The 17,652-nt window shown below is 47.6% G+C and carries 10 protein-coding genes; 5 read left to right on the top strand and 5 right to left on the bottom strand.

The genetic code is table 11. From position 1 onward, the window contains the following. The first annotated feature begins 281 nt into the window (after positions 1-281). The 5 genes from ABZR88_RS02150 to ABZR88_RS02130 all read left to right on the top strand — a co-directional run bounded on the left by ABZR88_RS02150 (position 282) and on the right by ABZR88_RS02130 (position 9,097). Entirely contained in the window at positions 282-746 is a 465-nt protein-coding gene (locus ABZR88_RS02150) for a hypothetical protein (RefSeq protein WP_107829037.1), read from the top strand. 107 nt (positions 747-853) lie between these two features. Continuing rightward, positions 854-2,893 (top strand): alpha-L-arabinofuranosidase C-terminal domain-containing protein, encoded by a 2,040-nt coding sequence (locus ABZR88_RS02145; RefSeq protein WP_107829038.1) that lies wholly within the window; start codon positions 854-856, stop codon positions 2,891-2,893. Positions 2,894-2,895: 2 nt separating this feature from the next. Further along, positions 2,896-5,250 carry a beta-galactosidase gene (locus ABZR88_RS02140; protein ID WP_211309825.1) on the top strand — a complete coding sequence of 785 codons (2,355 nt, stop codon included), beginning with the start codon at positions 2,896-2,898 and terminating at the stop codon, positions 5,248-5,250. A 254-nt stretch (positions 5,251-5,504) separates the two neighbouring features. Continuing rightward, positions 5,505-6,572, top strand: coding sequence for a glycoside hydrolase family 43 protein (locus ABZR88_RS02135; RefSeq protein ID WP_107829039.1), 1,068 nt, complete (start codon positions 5,505-5,507; stop codon positions 6,570-6,572). Between the two features lie 311 nt (positions 6,573-6,883). Continuing rightward, entirely contained in the window at positions 6,884-9,097 is a 2,214-nt protein-coding gene (locus ABZR88_RS02130; protein ID WP_107829040.1) for a glycoside hydrolase family 3 C-terminal domain-containing protein, read from the top strand. Positions 9,098-9,505: 408 nt separating this feature from the next. Here the strand turns inward: ABZR88_RS02130 and ABZR88_RS02125 are convergent, their stop codons facing one another. The 5 genes from ABZR88_RS02125 to ABZR88_RS02105 form a co-directional block, all read right to left on the bottom strand. Next, on the bottom strand, positions 9,506-10,474 hold the full coding sequence (locus tag ABZR88_RS02125) for a pectinesterase family protein (RefSeq protein ID WP_107829041.1): 969 nt from the start codon (positions 10,472-10,474) through the stop codon (positions 9,506-9,508). A 24-nt stretch (positions 10,475-10,498) separates the two neighbouring features. Next, positions 10,499-11,692, bottom strand: a complete 1,194-nt coding sequence (locus ABZR88_RS02120; protein ID WP_211309826.1) for a glycoside hydrolase family 105 protein — start codon at positions 11,690-11,692, stop codon at positions 10,499-10,501. Between the two features lie 7 nt (positions 11,693-11,699). Then, positions 11,700-12,671 carry an alpha/beta hydrolase gene (locus tag ABZR88_RS02115; RefSeq protein ID WP_170113620.1) on the bottom strand — a complete coding sequence of 324 codons (972 nt, stop codon included), beginning with the start codon at positions 12,669-12,671 and terminating at the stop codon, positions 11,700-11,702. Between the two features lie 63 nt (positions 12,672-12,734). Continuing rightward, positions 12,735-14,249, bottom strand: coding sequence for a RagB/SusD family nutrient uptake outer membrane protein (locus ABZR88_RS02110; protein WP_211309827.1), 1,515 nt, complete (start codon positions 14,247-14,249; stop codon positions 12,735-12,737). 23 nt (positions 14,250-14,272) lie between these two features. After that, a complete protein-coding gene (locus ABZR88_RS02105; RefSeq protein WP_170113621.1) occupies positions 14,273-17,515 on the bottom strand; it encodes a TonB-dependent receptor in 3,243 nt (1,080 codons plus the stop codon). Between the last annotated feature and the right edge of the window lie 137 nt (positions 17,516-17,652).

Genomic DNA, 17,652 nt, shown 5'->3' with positions numbered 1-17,652 from the left:
TCCCTACCATCGCTCTTACCTTACGTACCCCTCCCCAAGGAGGGATCTTTATAACAAAAAGCGCCAGGTGTCATCCTGAGCCTCGTCGAAGGGCGCGCGAAGGCATAAATAGCCGACATGTCATGCTGAGGAACGAAGCATCTCTAAGGACCGTCTTGATGACCTGTCCTCAGAGATGCTTCGTTCCTCAGCATGACATCTTTAAGGAAACATTGTTTTTTTCCCATCCCTTTAAAATGTTTTTGCCCGATATTCGTCGGTTTGTTTAAAGCCTCGACGTTATGTATCCAACTCTGCTTGCCCTGCACTCGCTTGTCCGCTGGTTTGTACTGGCCAGTTTAATTATCGCCATCATCAGGGCATACCGGGGCTGGCTAAAGCATCAGCCTTATACTTTGGCCGATGAACGCCTGCGTTGGATTACCGCCACCATCGCCCACATCCAGTTATTGTTAGGCATCACCCTATATTTCATCAGCCCAATTGTTGATTATTTTCTGCATCACTTTAAGGAGGCTGTGGTTATTCGCGATATCCGTTTCTTCGGGATGGAACACGTAACCATGATGCTGACGGCAATCATCCTTATCACCATCGGCTCGGCAAAAGCCAAAAGAAAGCCTACCGATCTGGAAAAATTTAAAACCATGGCCGTCTGGTTCAGCATCGCTTTATTCATCATCTTTACTTCTATTCCCTGGTCGTTCTCGCCCTTAATCAGTCGCCCAAACTTCCGTTCGTTTTAAACTTTGTTAAGTTCAGCTATGTAACAATCTGTAAATAAATACGCATCAGTTTTTTAAATGTGGTTTTGACACTTTATATTAGTACTCGAAACCAAATTAGACCAAACATGCGTAAACCTATTTTCTTTACCCTGCTGGCGTGCGCGCTAACGGGTTGGGTAAATGTGCAGGCACAAACTCCTGCCCTAACACTTCAACTTGATAAGCCCGGAGCAGCGGTTAGTCCAACTTTTTATGGACTGATGACCGAGGAAATTAACCACTCTTATGACGGCGGCTTGTATGCCGAGCTGATCCGTAACCGTGTATTTAAAGACAACGCCGACAAGCCCGAAGGCTGGAGCACCGTACAAGATGCCGGCGGCAAAGGCAACATTATGCTGATTGGCGCAAACGAGCACAACGTACCGGCAGATCAGGGGCGCAATGCCATTAATGATGCGTTGACCACCTGTCTGAAACTAACAGTAGAAACGGCCGGTCGCGTGGGTATTGCCAACGAGGGTTTTTGGGGCATTCCCGTTAAACCATCAACAGCTTACCGCGCCTCTTTTTATGCCAAATGCGATGATAATGCTGCTGGTCCGCTAACCGTATCGTTAGAAAGCAATGACGGCAAAACCGTTTTTGCATCAGGCAAGGTAACTATAGAGAAAGGTTACTGGCAAAAGTACCAGCTAACGCTCAACACCGCCGCAGGCATTAAGCCTACCAAAGATGCCCGCTTTGTAATTACTACAGATCGCACCGGCACCTACTTCTTTAACCTGGTATCATTGTTCCCTCCTACTTTCAATAACCGTACTAACGGCAACCGCCCTGATTTGATGCAGATGATGGGCGCCATGAAACCAAGCTTTCTGCGTTTGCCTGGCGGTAATTTTTTAGAGGGCGATTACTTTACCACCCGTTTCCCCTGGAAAACTACTTTAGGTCCGCTGGAAGAACGCCCGGGTCATCCAGGCTGCTGGAGTTACCGCGCGTCTGACGGTATGGGCCTGCTGGAATTTCTGGAATGGTGCGAAGATCTGAAGATCGAGCCCGTACTGGCAGTATATGCCGGCTACTCGCTCAAAGGCGATTTTGTGCCACCCGGTCCGCTGCTGAAACCTTACATTGACGAAGCCCTGGAAGAAATTGAATACGTTACCGGCGGCGCTAACACCGTTTGGGGTGCAAGACGTATTAAAGACGGCCACCCGGCGCCGTTTAAACTGCAATTTGTAGAGATTGGTAACGAAGACGGCTTTGACCGTGCAAAAAGCTACAGCCAGCGGTTTGATCAATTTGCCGCCGCCATCCGTGCCAAATATCCGCAGTTAAAACTGATCTCGACCGTAGGCGGCAAGGATGGTTTAGGCTCACGCATCCCGGCGCCAACATCGCGCTATGACCTGGTTGATGAGCATTACTACCGCACGGCCTGGCAGATGGAAGAAAACGCTGATCAATACGATAGCTATGACCGCAACGGTGCCAAAATATTTGTAGGCGAATGGGCAACCCGCGAGGGCGCACCAACCACCAACATGAACGCCGCTCTGGGCGATGCCGCATGGATGACCGGTATGGAGCGCAACGCCGATCTGATCAAAATGTCGTGCTATGCGCCGTTGTTTGTCAACGTAAACGAAAAAACAGAGGAGCTGCCCCGCGCCTGGCAATGGGGATCTGACCTGATTGGTTACGACGCCTTGAACAGCTATGGCTCACCATCATACCATGCGCAAAAAATGTTCAGCAATAATCTGGGCAACCAAGTGGTACCAGTTGTAGCCACCAACATCCCTACAAAAAAAGCCGGTAAACAAGACAGCACCAATGTGCGCAGTCTGCCTAAAAAAGCCATTATCCCTACCTTGTTCTATGCCGTTACTAAGGACACTAAAACCGGCAGCATTTTTATTAAGGTGGTGAATACGGCCAGCACAGCGCAAGCAGTAGATATTGCCATCAACGGCGCTGCTAAAATTGCGTCATCAGGTACGATAACAACTTTGAAAGGCGACCATCCGGAAGATACCAATACCATTAAAGATCCTGAAAAGATTGTACCGGCATCGGCTAACATTACCGGCTTGGGCAAAAACTTCAACCGGGTGTTTGCACCATATTCTATTACCGTAATACAGCTTAAAGCGCAGTAATTATGGCCAGATCATTTATGAATAAACTACTGATCTTGTTGATGCTCTGCATCGGCATGATCAGTACATCACTCCACGCCCAGCAACCCGGCGGAACGTTTACCCTCGGCAACAAGCAGTTTCTGCTGAATGGCAAGCCATTCGTGATCAGGGCGGCAGAGCTGCATTATGCCCGCATCCCGCGCGAGTATTGGGAGCACCGCATACAGGAGTGCAAGGCCATGGGCATGAACACCATTTGCATTTACCTGTTCTGGAACCTGCATGAGCAACAGCCCGGCGTTTTTGATTTTACCGGTCAGAATGATGTGGCGGCCTTTGTAAAACTCATTCAAAAGAATGGCATGTACTGTATGGTACGCCCCGGCCCTTATGTTTGCGCCGAGTGGGAAATGGGCGGGCTGCCCTGGTGGCTGCTCAAAAAGCCCGACCTGCAGGTACGCACCCTGGCCGATCCGTATTTTATGGATCGCACCAAACAATTCCTCAAAGCCGCAGCGGGTCAACTGGCACCGCTGCAAATCCAGAACGGGGGCAACATTATTATGGTGCAGGTAGAGAATGAGTATGGTGCCTACGGCGGCGATCAGGCTTATATGGAAGCCATACGCGATGCCGTGCGCGGCGCGGGCTTTGATAAAGTGCAGCTGTTCCGCTGCGATTGGTCGTCAAACTTTACCAAGTACAAGCTTGATGGTGTGGCTACCACGCTCAACTTTGGTGCGGGTTCTAACATTGATAATCAGTTTAAAAAATTCCAGGAGGTATATCCCGAAGCCCCATTGATGTGCAGCGAGTACTGGACGGGGTGGTTTGACCATTTTGGTCGCCCACATGAAACGCGTTCGATTGAAAGCTTCATAGGCAGTTTGAAAGATATGTGCGATAAGAAGATTTCCTTCAGTTTGTACATGGCGCATGGCGGTACATCTTTCGGTCAGTGGGGTGGCGCTAATTCTCCGCCGTATTCGGCCATGGTGGCGTCTTATGATTATAATGCGCCTATAGGCGAGCAGGGTAACATCACCGATAAGTTTTGGGCGGTACGCAACCTGCTGAAAAACTATTTGAATGAGGGCGAAACCCTGCCAGACCCTCCTGCCGAAAAACCGGTGATCGAAATACCTGCATTTTCGTTAAATGAAACGGCATCGTTATTTGATAATCTTCCTGCGGTTAAGAAAAGTCAGCAGATCAAACCAATGGAGGCCTTTGATCAGGGTTGGGGACGAATTTTGTATCGCACCAGCATCCCGGCATCTCCAAACAAAAGAAAACTGGTGATTACCGAGGTGCACGATTGGGCCAACGTGTTTATCAACGGCAAACAAGTAGGCATTTTGGACCGCCGTCGTGGTGATAATACATTAGAGATACCTGCCACACCGGCCAACGCACAACTGGATATATTGGTTGAGGCTACTGGCCGCGTAAACTATGGTAAAGCGATCATTGACCGCAAAGGGATCACCGAAAAGGTTGAACTAACCGATGGCAACAAAACTACATCGCTTGAAAACTGGAGCGTTTATAATTTCCCGGTTGATTATGCTTTTCAAAAACAGCACGCTTTTACTCCGAAGAAAACCAACGGACCAGCCTGGCATCGCGGTACTTTCACGCTGACAGAAACGGGTGATACTTTTCTGGATATGAGCACGTGGGGCAAAGGCATGGTTTGGTTAAATGGCCATAACCTGGGCCGGTTCTGGAAAATCGGTCCGCAGCAAACTATGTTTGCGCCTGGGGTATGGCTAAAGAAAGGCCAGAACGAAGTAATTGTGCTGGATGTAGATAAACCAACACAAACCACTATGGCCGGCTTAAAACAGCCAATTCTGGATAAGATCAATCCTGATGAATCACTATCGCATCGTCGTAAAGATCAAAACCTTGATCTGAGTAAAGAAAACGTTATCAATCAGGGCGAATTCCCTGCCGGGGATGGTTGGAAAGAAGTAAGTTTTGATAAAGCTTACACTGGTCGCTATCTCTGCTTTGAAGCGTTGAGCGCCCAAAAACCGGGGGACCCGCTCACCACCGTTGCAGAAATTGAGCTGACCGGCGCCGACGGCAAATCTATCTCTTCACTTAAATGGAAAGTGATTTATGCCGATAGCGAAGAAACCATTGCCAGCAACAGCACTGCCGATAAGGTTTTTGACTCGCAGGAGTCTACCTTCTGGCAAAGCCGCTCTACCGGGGCATCACCCGCGCAGCCACACCAGTTTGTGCTGGATCTGGGCGAAAACGTAGCCGTTAAAGGTTTCAGGTATCTGCCGCGCTCTGATAAAAAACCCAATGGCATGGTGAAAAATTACAAGGTTTACTTTAAGGCCACGCCGTTCCATTTTTAATAAATCAAAAACATTTTGTCATTGAATAAAAAGAAGCGTTGGAATTGTGCGATTCCCCTCTTGAGAGGGGTGGAGGGGTGTGTCCTTTATACGTGCGAAATGACACACCCCTGCAACCGCACCGTTAACGCGCCCCCTCTCAAGAGGGGATTTTATTCATCCCGTGCGACGAGGTTGCTTCGCGCTAAGTCCTAACCACAGCCCTGCTCGCAATGACAAAGTTTGCTTTTCTTATAGTTGCTAACTCAACAAAAATGCATCGAACTAAAATATTAATTACCGGTTTGCTGTTTGCCTGCTTTGCCATAAGTGCAAACGCGCAAAAGAAGATCAAAGTGCCCAAAGAGAAAGACATGGGCGCTTACCTGATGGTTTACTTTAAAGACGACACCCATGGCCTATACTTTGCGTTGAGCAAAGACGGCTACACCTTTACCGATGTAAACCGGGCCAAACCTATTATTGCCGGCGATACCATTGCCGAGCAGAAAGGCATCCGCGACCCCTACATTTACCGCGACCCACAAACCGGCTGGTTTTATATGGCGCTGACCGATCTGCACATTTACGGCCAGCAAGCCGGTTACCGCACTACCCAGTGGGAACGCGATGGTGCGCAATATGGCTGGGGCAACAACCGCGGACTGGTCCTGCTCAAATCGCCGGATCTGGTGCACTGGTCGCACACCGTGCTGAGGGTTGACAAAGCCTTCCCAGAACTGGCAGACATTGGCTGTGCCTGGGCACCTGAAATGATCTATGACGACACCCGCAAGCAAACCATGCTTTACTTTACCATGCGCTTTGGCAACGGCAAAAACAAAGTGTACTACACTTACATGGATAAGGATTTTACCCGTATGGAAACCCAGCCAAAGCCCATATTTGAATACCCTAAAGCAGGCACCGAATATATTGACGCTGATATAACCAAGGTGGGCAACAAGTATCACATGTTCTATTGCTCACACGATGGTACGGCCGGCATCAAACAGGCCATATCAGATTCGGTTAATACCGGCTATCAGTATAACCCAGACTGGGTTGACCCTGAAAAACATGGCTGCGAGGCACCCAACATTTTTAAACGCATTGGTCAAAACAAGTGGGTGCTGATCTATGATATCTACGGCATTAAACCGCAAAACTTCGGTTTCAGCGAGACGTCTGATTTTGTTCACTTTACAGATCTGGGGCACTTTAACGAGGGCGTAATGAAGGCCAGTAATTTTGCCATCCCCAAACACCCGGCGGTTATTTTGATTACCCGTAAAGAGGCGCAGCGCATTGCGGCCAATTGGCACATGGACGAGAAGTATTAGTACTGATATAATTTAATCTATTCACCATGTCATGCTGAACGATAGTGAAGCATCTCTGTGACCAAGCCTAGAGGACGGTCCTCAGAGATGCTTCGTTCCTCAGCATGACATGGTGACTATTTTATCCCGACCATCTTTTGATGATGCATCTTTTAAAAACATCATCGACCCAAACGTGCCTTATCTTCTCGCTCTAATAGCATCATCTTTCAGGCCAAAATATATTTTATGCAATCGATTGCATTTTTAAAATAAAAGATTGAAATTGCGTGCATCAATAACCAATCAACCGAATTAGTCCTATTCATACGATGAGAAAAATTCTTGCGCCAATTAGTGCCGCTTTGCTAACAGTGGCCCTGTTTACGGGATTTAAAGGAGCCCGTCATCATTTTGATTACCCTTTTCAAGATCCCGCGTTAAGCATGGAGCAGCGCGTTAACGATCTGGTTAGCCGCATGACGCTGGAAGAAAAAGTGGGCCAGATGCTCAACTCGGCACCGGCCATCCCCCGCCTGGGTGTACCCGCCTATAACTGGTGGAACGAGTGTTTGCATGGCGTAGCGCGCACACCGTTTAAGGTGACGGTTTACCCGCAGGCTATTGCCATGGCCGCTACCTGGGATCGTAACTCTATCCATACCATGGCCGATTACACGGCCGATGAAGGCAGAGCCATTTATAACCAGAGCATTAAAGATGATAAGCACGGCATTTACCTAGGCCTGACTTACTGGACACCCAACATCAACATATTCAGAGACCCACGCTGGGGCCGCGGACAGGAAACTTATGGGGAAGACCCATATCTGACCGGCGAGATCGGTCGCTCTTTTGTACTGGGCTTACAGGGTAACGACCCTAAATATTTAAAAGCAGCCGGTTGCGCCAAGCACTATGCAGTGCACTCAGGCCCGGAAGAACTACGCCACAAATTCAATACCGATGTAAGTGATTATGACCTGTGGGATACTTACCTGCCAGCCTTCCGCAAGCTGGTGGTTGACGCTAAAGTGGCCGGTGTAATGTGTGCCTACAATGCGTTGAAAGGCCAGCCCTGCTGCGGCAGCGATTTATTGATGACCAACATTTTGCGCAACAAATGGAGCTTTAAAGGCTACGTAACATCAGATTGTGGCGGTATCGATGATTTCTACAAAAAGAATGGTCACCTTGCCCAGCCTGATGCCGAGAGCGCCGCTGCCGATGCAGTTCTGCATGGCACCGATGTGGAGTGTGGCAAAGTTACCTATCTATCGCTATTGCAAGCGGTTAAAAATGGGAAGCTAAGTGAAGATCAACTGAATACATCACTTAAAAGACTATTCATGACCCGTTTCCGTTTGGGTATGTTTGATCCGGCTGATGCGGTGAAATATAACAACATTGGCAAAGAGGCGTTGGAAGCACCTGCACACACTGCACAGGCGCTAAAGATGGCACACCAATCTATCGTACTCCTGAAAAATAGCAACAACACCTTGCCACTCAGCAAAAGCCTGAAAAAGATTGCCGTACTGGGACCAAATGCTGACAACGCCGTAAGTGTACTGGGTAACTATAACGGTACCCCATCACACGTAGTTACCGCGCTGGAAGGCATCAAATCAAAACTGAGTAAAAACACAGAGGTGGTTTATGAAAAAGGCGTTGATTTTGTGGCCGACTCTACCACCAACCTCAACTTCCAATCAACAATAGATAAGGTAAAAGATGCCGATGTAATTGTGTACGTTGGCGGCATTGCCCCGCAGTTGGAAGGCGAAGAGATGAAAGTGAACAAAGCCGGTTTCCACGGCGGCGATAAAACCAGCATCCTGCTGCCAGGCTTGCAAACCGAGTTTTTAAAAGCACTGAAAGCCACAGGCAAACCGGTGGTATTTGTGATGATGACCGGATCGGCCGTTGCTACACCTTGGGAAGCACAGAACCTGCCGGCCATTGTTAACGCCTGGTATGGCGGCCAGTCGGCGGGTACCGCCATTGCCGATGTACTTTTTGGCGATTACAACCCTGCAGGCCGTTTACCGGTAACTTTTTATGCGTCTGACAAAGACTTGCCTGATTTTGAGGATTACTCTATGGCCAACCGCACCTACCGCTACTTTAAAGGTACGCCGCTGTTTGGCTTTGGCTATGGTCTTAGCTTCTCCAAGTTCGAGTACGGTGACGTTACCGCTCCTGCAACCATCGCTAAGGGCCAAAACCTGGTGGTACACGTAAAAGTAACCAACAAAAGCACCCGCGACGGCGAAGAGGTAACCGAGCTTTACCTTACCCACAAAGGCCTGAAACAACGTACCGCCATCCGCGCGCTAAAAGGTTTTGAGCGCACGTTTATCAAAGCCGGTCAAACTAAAGATGTGGCCTTTACCATTCCGGTAAGCGATCTATCGGTAGTTAACGCAGATGGCGAACTGGTACAACTCCCGGGAAAGCTGGAGCTGAGCGTTGGCGGCAGCCAGCCGGATGCTAAGAGTGTGGTGGAGAAACGCACTGTTGCTAAAACAATCACTCTACTATAATCTAAACTTTAAATGCACAGAAAGAGCCGCCCGATTGGGCGGCTCTTTCTGTGCTACCCCACTTGTCATTCCGAACGAACCGGGGCAGGATTGTGCGGTTGCGTGAGGAGGAATCTTATACGTGCAATTAGTCGCCGGATCAGAAAGCATGCGGGATAAGATTTTTTCACTTCGTTCAAGAGAGTAGTTCTCCCGTTGGTCGAAATGACATGGTGGCTATTCCATTGTATTAATAACAGTAAGAGCCACCCAATTGGGCGGCTCTTACTTTTTTGAGGACACGGGTCAGCATGCCCTCCCTCCCCTGAAGAGGAACACAGAAAAGTGTAACTAACTAACCAACGCCTTCCCTGCATTATTTTGAACCGGGCAGACACCAATTCTGCCCAGGTTATCATGTACAATCTTTTACAGCTTAACTACTTTGGGCACCCAACCGCCCAACACATTGGCAGGCGTATAAACTGCAGCTTCGGCATCGGTTAACTGGTGTGTCCATGCCGGGCGCTGTGGCGTTACGGTTGATTTGCTCTTGTATTCGGCATAATAAGTGGTAGACAGGTCTTTCTCGTTCGACCATTCCTGCCAGCCTTTGGCGCTGATACGGTCGCCCAGATCGCAATTGATATATACGGTTTTGGCATACGGTCTCCACGGGCGGCCAAGCGCAAAGGCCTGCGGAGCGGCATCGCCACTCAGATGGCAATTGTTAAATACGTAGCCATATTTAACCGAGTCTGGCTGAGCCGCGGCGGATGCATAACCTCCGCCTTTTTTACAGAAAATGGAGCAGTTCTCGAACCATGAAGTAGCCGCGCCGAAAATAAAATCGACGGTACCTTCAATATAACAATCGCGGTAAAACTCCACCGTGCCGAAACCATGGGTATACAAAGTATCCTGAAAGCCCAGAAATGCGCAGTTCTGGAAATAAGCCCTGGTGCCGGTAACACGCATGGCTACGGCCTGGCCTACCGGTCCGGCTGAGTTTTGGAATGTGATGTTTACCGCGGTAAAATCATCGCCAAAAATAAAAACGCTTGATGAGCCTGATGTACCGATATTTTTGCCGGCGGCATCTGGCTTTGAGGCAAAATCATCATAAGTAAGGATGGTTTTATCGCGGCTCTCACCAATCATAGTGATATGGTTTTTGCCCTCGGGAACGGTCAGCTTTTCTTTGTAGGTACCGTTCTTGATAAAGATGGTAACAGTTTTTGTGGAGTGATCGGGCACAGCGTTAACGGCTTCCTGCACGGTGCGGTAATCGCCGCTGCCATCCTGGGCAACTACAATTTTGTCTTTAGCCGATGCGATACTGACGATAACCAGCAGTAAAGTAACGATGGAAAGACCTAGCTTATTCAAAAATTTCATGGTGGTTATGGTGGGGTTTATGGTTTACTTTTTGTTTTTAGCGGCACGTTCCATCTCTACACTGGCCTGAAGGAATGCCCCTACGCCCTTGGCATCATTGGTAATCACCTTCTCACTCATATAATAAGCATAACTGCCATCGCGGTAAGGCTTACCGCCCAGGCCGCTCACTTGTACGGTACCGTCCAGAACCAGCAAACCACGCTCATCCGTACGGATAAATTTTTTGATAATGCCATCATAACCCTTTTGTGCCACCGGCAGGTAGCTGGCCGGTAAGAAACCTTCGCGCACGCCTTTGGCCAGGGCATACACAAACATGCACGACGCTGATGCCTCGAGATAATTACCTTTCTCGGTTCCCATATCTACAATGTCATACCACAAGCCGGTTGGCTTGTCCTGAAAGCGGGTTACTGCATCCGCGTAGCGCTGCAGTATGGCAATGAGTTCTTTACGTTTAGGATGATCAGCCGGGAATTGCGTCAACGCATCAACCAAAGCCATACCGTACCAACCCATTGCCCTACCCCATACATGAGGTGAGCGACCGGTCTTCGGGTCGGCCCAGCGCTCGGCTTTGGCGGCATCCCAGGCGTGGTATAGTAAGCCGGTTTTATCATCACGTGAGTGCTGCTCCATCAGGATAAACTGACGGGCTACATCATTAAAAACAGAGTCTTCGTGAAACGTTGCGGCGTACTCGGCATAAAATGGCTCTGCCATGTACAGTCCGTCCAGCCACATTTGGTTGGTGTAACGTTTCTTGTGCCAAAAGCCGCCGTCAAAAGTGCGCGGTTGGGTAGCCAGCTGGCTGCGCAGCATCTGCAGGGCCTTCAGGTATTTTTCTTCTTTAGTTTGTTTATATAAGGTGAGGACGTTGCGACCGCAAAGCACATAGTCCAGATTGTGCTCATCCATACGATAGGTGCGGATGCTGCCATCGGGCTGCACAAACTTGTCCAGGCAGTATTTTATAAAATCGTAGTATTTCCTGTCGCCGGTATCCTGCCAAATGCCTTCGAACCCTTTCAGGATCACGCCCTGGTCATAGGTCCACTTGTTGCCGGTGGGCAGGCTGTCTTTCCACAGGGTGGTTACCGTGTGGGCCATTTGCTGCGAGTATGGCTGTTTGTTTTGTGCCGATGCCGGTTTAACGGACATTACTGCCAGGGCCAACACGGGCAGGCTGTTCTTCAAGAGCTTAGGAAATAACATTGGTGGTTTATTTAAATACTTTGGCTAAAAATACATCAATATCTTTTACCACGTCATCAAACCATGGTCGGTATAAACAAAAGGTGTGTGGTGTATCTTTAAAGTTGATGATCTGGGTGTATACGCCTTTTTTATCCATCATGGTTTTAAACACATCGCGACCGGCATGCATCCGCTCAACCGAACTATTCAGGAACAGGAACGGCAGCTTATTACGCTCTGCATAACTTAGTGGACTGGCTTCTTCCCACAGATCCAAACGTTCGGTACGCTTATACCCCATCCACCAGGCAGATGGCGCTACCGTTTGCTGATTCTGTGTTTCCCATGCATCGGGCGATACGAACGATAGCGTACCGTCAATATCAATCACCGCCTGTACAGCGCTGGAGTGCGGTTTGTTGAAATTGAGCGCATCAAATTTATTCAGCCCTGAGGTCATACCCACCAGCGCGGCCAGTTGACCGCCGGCAGAGAAGCCCAGGATAGCAATCTTATTGGTATCGATATTAAATTTCTTAGCGTTAGCGTGCATCCACTGGATAGCCGATTTAATATCATTAACACCGGCAGGATACAGCGCCTCGGTAGACAAGCGGTACTCTACCGTAAAACTGGCATAGCCCAAAGCCGCCAAATGCTGGGCCAGCGGAATGTGCTGGGTATGATTCCCTGAGCGCCAGCCACCACCATGTACCATAATTATAGCAGGTGTGGGTTTGCTTTTTTTAACCGGAGTAAAGGCATCTATATGTAATTGACGATCGCCTAACTGACAATAAACCAGGTTGCGCTGTTCTTTTACGGCAGCGGTAACACTATCTGGCGCAATCTTAATAAAAGGATAAGTCTTTAAGTTTTGGCGATAATCTTTGTTGATGTTAAAAGAGGTGTCGGGCACGCCGGTTAGCCACTCTTTAGATTGAGCCATGGTTTTGCCTGCGCAGAACAGACTTAAAAGCAACAGGTATTTTTTCATAAGATGAAGATAAAAAAGCCCGGCGAGATGGCGCTCCCGCCGGGCCATGAACTAACCAATTAATTAATATCCTGGGTTTTGCTTCAGGTTAGGGTTTGTTGCCTGCTCAACGGCAGGAATTGGATAAACGCCCAACGTTAGTGGGTCATTTGTTGATGTTTTAAAGGTCCAGGTACCGGTAAAGTAGTCGCCAAAACGAATCTGATCTCTACGACGATGACCTTCCCAGATAAACTCGCGACCGCGTTCATCTTCAATGTTCTGCAAGGTTAATGCAGCCAATGCAGAGGCGTTACTACGGGCACGCACCTGGTTAACCAATGTTAATGCGGCAGCTACATTACCTAAACGAAATTGGGCTTCGGCTTTGGTTAACAAAACATCGGCATAACGGGTAACCACCAAATCGTTATTAGCACTGATGCCCGAGAAAGTGGCCCCATCTGGCACATATTTTAATACGCGGTAAGCCTCATTATCGGCGGCGGCAGTATAGCTCACAATGTTAATCAGGTTTAACTGCTGACCTTTGCTATCCAGCAACGGCGTAACGCCGTCTTTATAAAATTGCGGACCGTACTCTAATAATTTTTTACGGTTATCCTGATTTTCATAACGGTCTAACGCTACCTGGAAGGTTGAGAAACCATTGGCCGGCGCAAATGGCAGGTTATATTTCTGCTGATCTGCAAATGGCTGCGCATAGATAATAAATGGATTACCTCCCGCATTTTTGGTAGGATCCATTGAAACAGCAAAAATGGTTTCTTTGGTTTTGCCTTTATTGGCAACTTTAAAATTATCTACCACGTTTGCCTCCAATGCGTAAGCTCCGCTGCTGATGATCTTATCGCACATGGCAGAAGCGTCAGACCAGCGTTGAGTACCGGTATATACCTGCGCATTCAGATACATGGTAGCCAGCACCATATAGGCCGCTTCTTTAGTCATCCGAGGATAGTAGGCCGCTGTTACTGTACTGGCAGAAGGCAACCCGTCTGCTGCAGCCAGCATTTCTGATTCAACAAACTTAAACACGTCAGCGCGCGCAGCGTTAGTTGGCAAGTTGCCCTGGTCAAGGCGTGAGGTTGTTACAATAGGCACATTACCCCAGAAATCAAGAGCGTAAAAATAGAAATAGGCGCGCAAAGCTTTGGCTTCGGCAATTTCCGGTTTAAGACTTGCAGCAGCTGCAGAATTGTTCAGGTTTTCCAGAATATAGTTGGCAGAACCAATAGCACTAAAGATATTAGTCCATGCATTAGCTATCTGCGTGTTAGTAGTTGTTGGTTTATGCAGCATAATATCAATATTATTCTGGTCATACCAACCACCGCTGGCGCGGCCTGGTACCACAAACTCATCAGAGCCAATTTCAGAGATGGTCCACGGTGCAGAAACGTTGGCAACGTTACCCATTGCCGAGTACAGGTTAGCAACCGAAGACAGCGCTTCTGTTTCATTATTATAAAAACTTGAAGGCGGAAGGCTGGCATAAGTGTTCTCATTCAGTTTTGTACAACTGCCCAGCATAACTGCGCCCAGTGCGGCGGTATATAGTATTGGTCTTAATTTCATTTTAGTGATATTTTAAAAATTCATTAATTAAATGTCAGGTTAACGCCCATGCTAAAGGTTCTGGCTCGTGGATAGCCCAGGTAATCAATACCCAGCGGAGCAGTACCGGTACGAGACGTTTCGGCATTTACCTCCGGATCAACACCAGAGTACTTGGTGATCAGGAACAGGTTCTGAGCATTCAGATACACGCGTAAACCAGAAATAGCAGCTGTTTTTAACTTTACATCATAACCCAGAGTGGCGTTATCCATCCGCAGGAACGAACCGCTTTCAATCCAACGTGAAGAGAAAGTTTGAGGCTGACTGGCAGAAACACCATCATCTACTACAGAGGCCAGTGCGTTTTTACCTGGCAGCAGTTTCTTATAACCCAGGTTATTGGCGGTAAGGTTATATACTTTATTACCGTAAGAACCACGCATGTTAGCAGTAAGCGTAAATTGTTTATACCTAAATGTGTTTGACAGGCCGTAGGTAAAGTTTGGCTGAGCGTTACCAATAATCTGGTTGCCACCTGGTGCATAGGTTTCCATACCAGACGAGTTAAGACCAGTATAAACAGGACCGTAGAAGGTGCCCAGCGGCTGTCCGGGCATAATGATTTGGGTGTTACCACCGGAAACGGTTCCCTGAACAGGATAGCTCTGGATATTGGCGCTTTTAAATACGCTATTTGACAGGCTGATTACCTTGTTCATGTTACGGCTAAACACGATATTGGCATCCCAGTTGAAGTCTTTATGATCTATAATGGTGCCGCCTAACTCAATCTCAAAGCCTTTGTTCTCAACACTACCTACGTTATTTGTTTGCCTTGTTATAACAGTTGGCTGAGGGAGGATGATTGACAGCAACAGGTCATTAGTTTGCTTGTTATAATAATCTACAGTACCGTGCAGGCGATTATTGAACAAAGCGAAGTTAAGACCAAGGTCTAACTGTTTGGTAGACTCCCATTTGATATTAGGATTTTGTAGCTGGCTTGGGCCAATAAGCGTGTAACGCGTTCCTCCAATAATATATCCAGTAGAGCTGGGCGATAATAAGCTTTGAGAAAGCAGGTTAGAAATATCCTGGTTACCTGTTACACCATAGCTGGCGCGCAGTTTCAGATCTGAAATTGGTTTAACTTTAAAGAATTTCTCCTGAGAGATGCGCCAGGCCACAGAGCCTGACGGAAAATAACCCCATTTATTGTTGGCACCAAAACGGCTTGATCCGTCGCGACGCAGGGTTGCGGTTACCAGGTAACGGCTGTCATAGTTATAGTTAGCACGGGTATAGAAAGATATCAGCTTGTTGTCTCCAGCTCCGCTGCTTACTGTAGCAGGTGTCCCGGCAGCCTGCAATGCGTTCCACATAAAGTTGTCAGACAAGAAGTTGTTGGCAGTTATTCTGCTGCTCTCTGAGTAAAAATACTGGTATGAGTAGCCGGCCAAAGCCTCTATATCATGCTTTCCGTAGGTTTTGGCAAAGCGCAAAATGGTTTCTGACAGCTTGCTGTAATCAGAAAACTTCTGCATGCTGGCCCAACCGTTTAAACCGTTGCCCAGCGGGCTGTTACCTTTTGATTTATCAATGTAGGTATTACGATCTGTACCGGTGCGGGTATAACCCAACGTTACGTTAATACTCAGCGGGTCAAGAATTTTGTATGAGGTTGTTAAGTTACCCAGGATACGCTGATTGGCTTTTTGATCTGTTACCTCGGTAGAGAATGATACAGGGTTAACACGATATGGCGGAATATTGTAGTAATTGCCATTAGGATCATAAACCGGGTAAGTAGGATTAAATACATAAGCCTCGTAGTTCATACTGGTACCTAACTCGCTACCCACTGTGTTTGAAATTGGCGCTACGTGCTGCTTGTTCTGACCGTAGTTTAAGTGAAAATCAAATTTCAAACGGTCATTCAATGCTTTGTGGGTTAGGTTTATGGTAACATTGGCCTGCTCAATGCTTGAGCTGCGCACAATACCCTGCTGATTGCTATAGCCTAAAGAGGTGCGGTAACTTGTTTTATCGGTGCCGCCAGACAGCGCAACGTTATGGTCGCTGCTGTAAGCAGTACGATAAATTTGGTCCTGCCAGTTGGTGCTGGCGCCTTTATCGTCAATTGGTAAGCTAAGTGTTTTGATTAAGCTGCGGTACTGATCTGCAGATAGCATGTTCAGTTCTTTGGCAACATTTGACACGCTGGCCGAACCATTGTAAGAAACTTGTGCCTTACCATTTTTACCGCTTTTAGTAACAATAATGATAACGCCGTTTGCCGCTCTTGCCCCATAAATTGCCGCCGCAGATGCATCCTTCAACACCGAAATAGATTCGATATCATTGGCGTTCAGCGTTTGCAACGGGTTGATGGCTTCTTCGTCAAATACGTCTGTACCACTTACCGCAATGTTAGACTGGCCCTGGTTAGATACCGCAATAGGCACACCGTCAATTACGTAAAGTGGCTCGTTAGACTGGGTCAACGATTGACCACCACGAATTCTGATGGTGTTGGAACCACCAGGTTTACCACTATTTTGTGCAATGTTAATACCGGCCGCTTTACCCTGAAGCATCTGCTGCGGTGTTAATTGCGGGCCTTTATTCATGTTCTCGGCAGTAACAAAGCTTACAGAACCAGTCAAATCTTTAGACTTTTGGGTACCATAACCAACCACCACAATCTCATTCAAACCTGTGTTTTGAGCTTTCAGAGAGATATTAATAGTGGTGCGGCCGGCAACAGCGGCTTCCTGCGATTCATAACCTACAAATGAAAATACCAGCACAGCGCTCACATCAGGCACACTGATCTTGTAGTTACCATTGATGTCTGACGCCGCTGCCGTTTTTGTATTCTTTACCTTAACGGTTACACCTGGCAACGGTAAACCTTTTTCATCTACCACCCTACCGGTTATGGTAATAGCAGCCGGCTTCTCATTTTCTACGGGAGCGGGCTCCTCTTCGGGCTTTGGGGTGATAAGAATAGTATTACCTACCATTTTGTAGGTAAGCGGCTGGTCTTTAAAACATTTGTTCAATACCACCTTCAGGTCTTCGTTTTTGGCTTCCAGGGTGATGGGTTTCATGCCAGAAACGGCGCTATTGTTGTACAGGATGTCAATTTGCGTTTGCATCCTGATCTTGGTGATCACTTCGGTTAACGAAGCATCTTTTACAGAAAGATTAATCTTTTGCGCAAATATTGAGGCCTTTGCCTGCAATAATGTAACGGCCAACAAAAGAACAGTAAACTTCATCCTCAATAAAATTTTAGGCAATAAGGGGCTTATATCCCTGAACCTTGATTCAGCAATTTTTTTGTACATTTGATTGTTAGGTTTAAATAATTGTTATTGTTGAGTCTCAATAATGGATTCCTAACTCGGTCTGCTAC

This window comes from Mucilaginibacter yixingensis, assembly GCF_041080815.1.
GTDB classification, from domain to species: Bacteria; Bacteroidota; Bacteroidia; order Sphingobacteriales; family Sphingobacteriaceae; genus Mucilaginibacter; species Mucilaginibacter yixingensis.
This window is presented reverse-complemented; position numbering and strand designations above follow the sequence as displayed.

Bases quoted from the DNA above. Each gene is read 5' to 3' on its own strand.
- ABZR88_RS02130 (WP_107829040.1), top strand. From the start codon at position 6,884: ATGAGAAAAATTCTTGCGCCAATTAGTGCCGCTTTGCTAACAGTGGCC.
- ABZR88_RS02110 (WP_211309827.1), bottom strand. From the start codon at position 14,249: ATGAAATTAAGACCAATACTATATACCGCCGCACTGGGCGCAGTTATG.
- ABZR88_RS02120 (WP_211309826.1), bottom strand. From the start codon at position 11,692: ATGTTATTTCCTAAGCTCTTGAAGAACAGCCTGCCCGTGTTGGCCCTG.
- ABZR88_RS02125 (WP_107829041.1), bottom strand. From the start codon at position 10,474: ATGAAATTTTTGAATAAGCTAGGTCTTTCCATCGTTACTTTACTGCTG.
- ABZR88_RS02145 (WP_107829038.1), top strand. From the start codon at position 854: ATGCGTAAACCTATTTTCTTTACCCTGCTGGCGTGCGCGCTAACGGGT.
- ABZR88_RS02135 (WP_107829039.1), top strand. From the start codon at position 5,505: ATGCATCGAACTAAAATATTAATTACCGGTTTGCTGTTTGCCTGCTTT.
- ABZR88_RS02140 (WP_211309825.1), top strand. From the start codon at position 2,896: ATGGCCAGATCATTTATGAATAAACTACTGATCTTGTTGATGCTCTGC.
- ABZR88_RS02150 (WP_107829037.1), top strand. From the start codon at position 282: ATGTATCCAACTCTGCTTGCCCTGCACTCGCTTGTCCGCTGGTTTGTA.
- ABZR88_RS02115 (WP_170113620.1), bottom strand. From the start codon at position 12,671: ATGAAAAAATACCTGTTGCTTTTAAGTCTGTTCTGCGCAGGCAAAACC.
- ABZR88_RS02105 (WP_170113621.1), bottom strand. From the start codon at position 17,515: ATGAAGTTTACTGTTCTTTTGTTGGCCGTTACATTATTGCAGGCAAAG.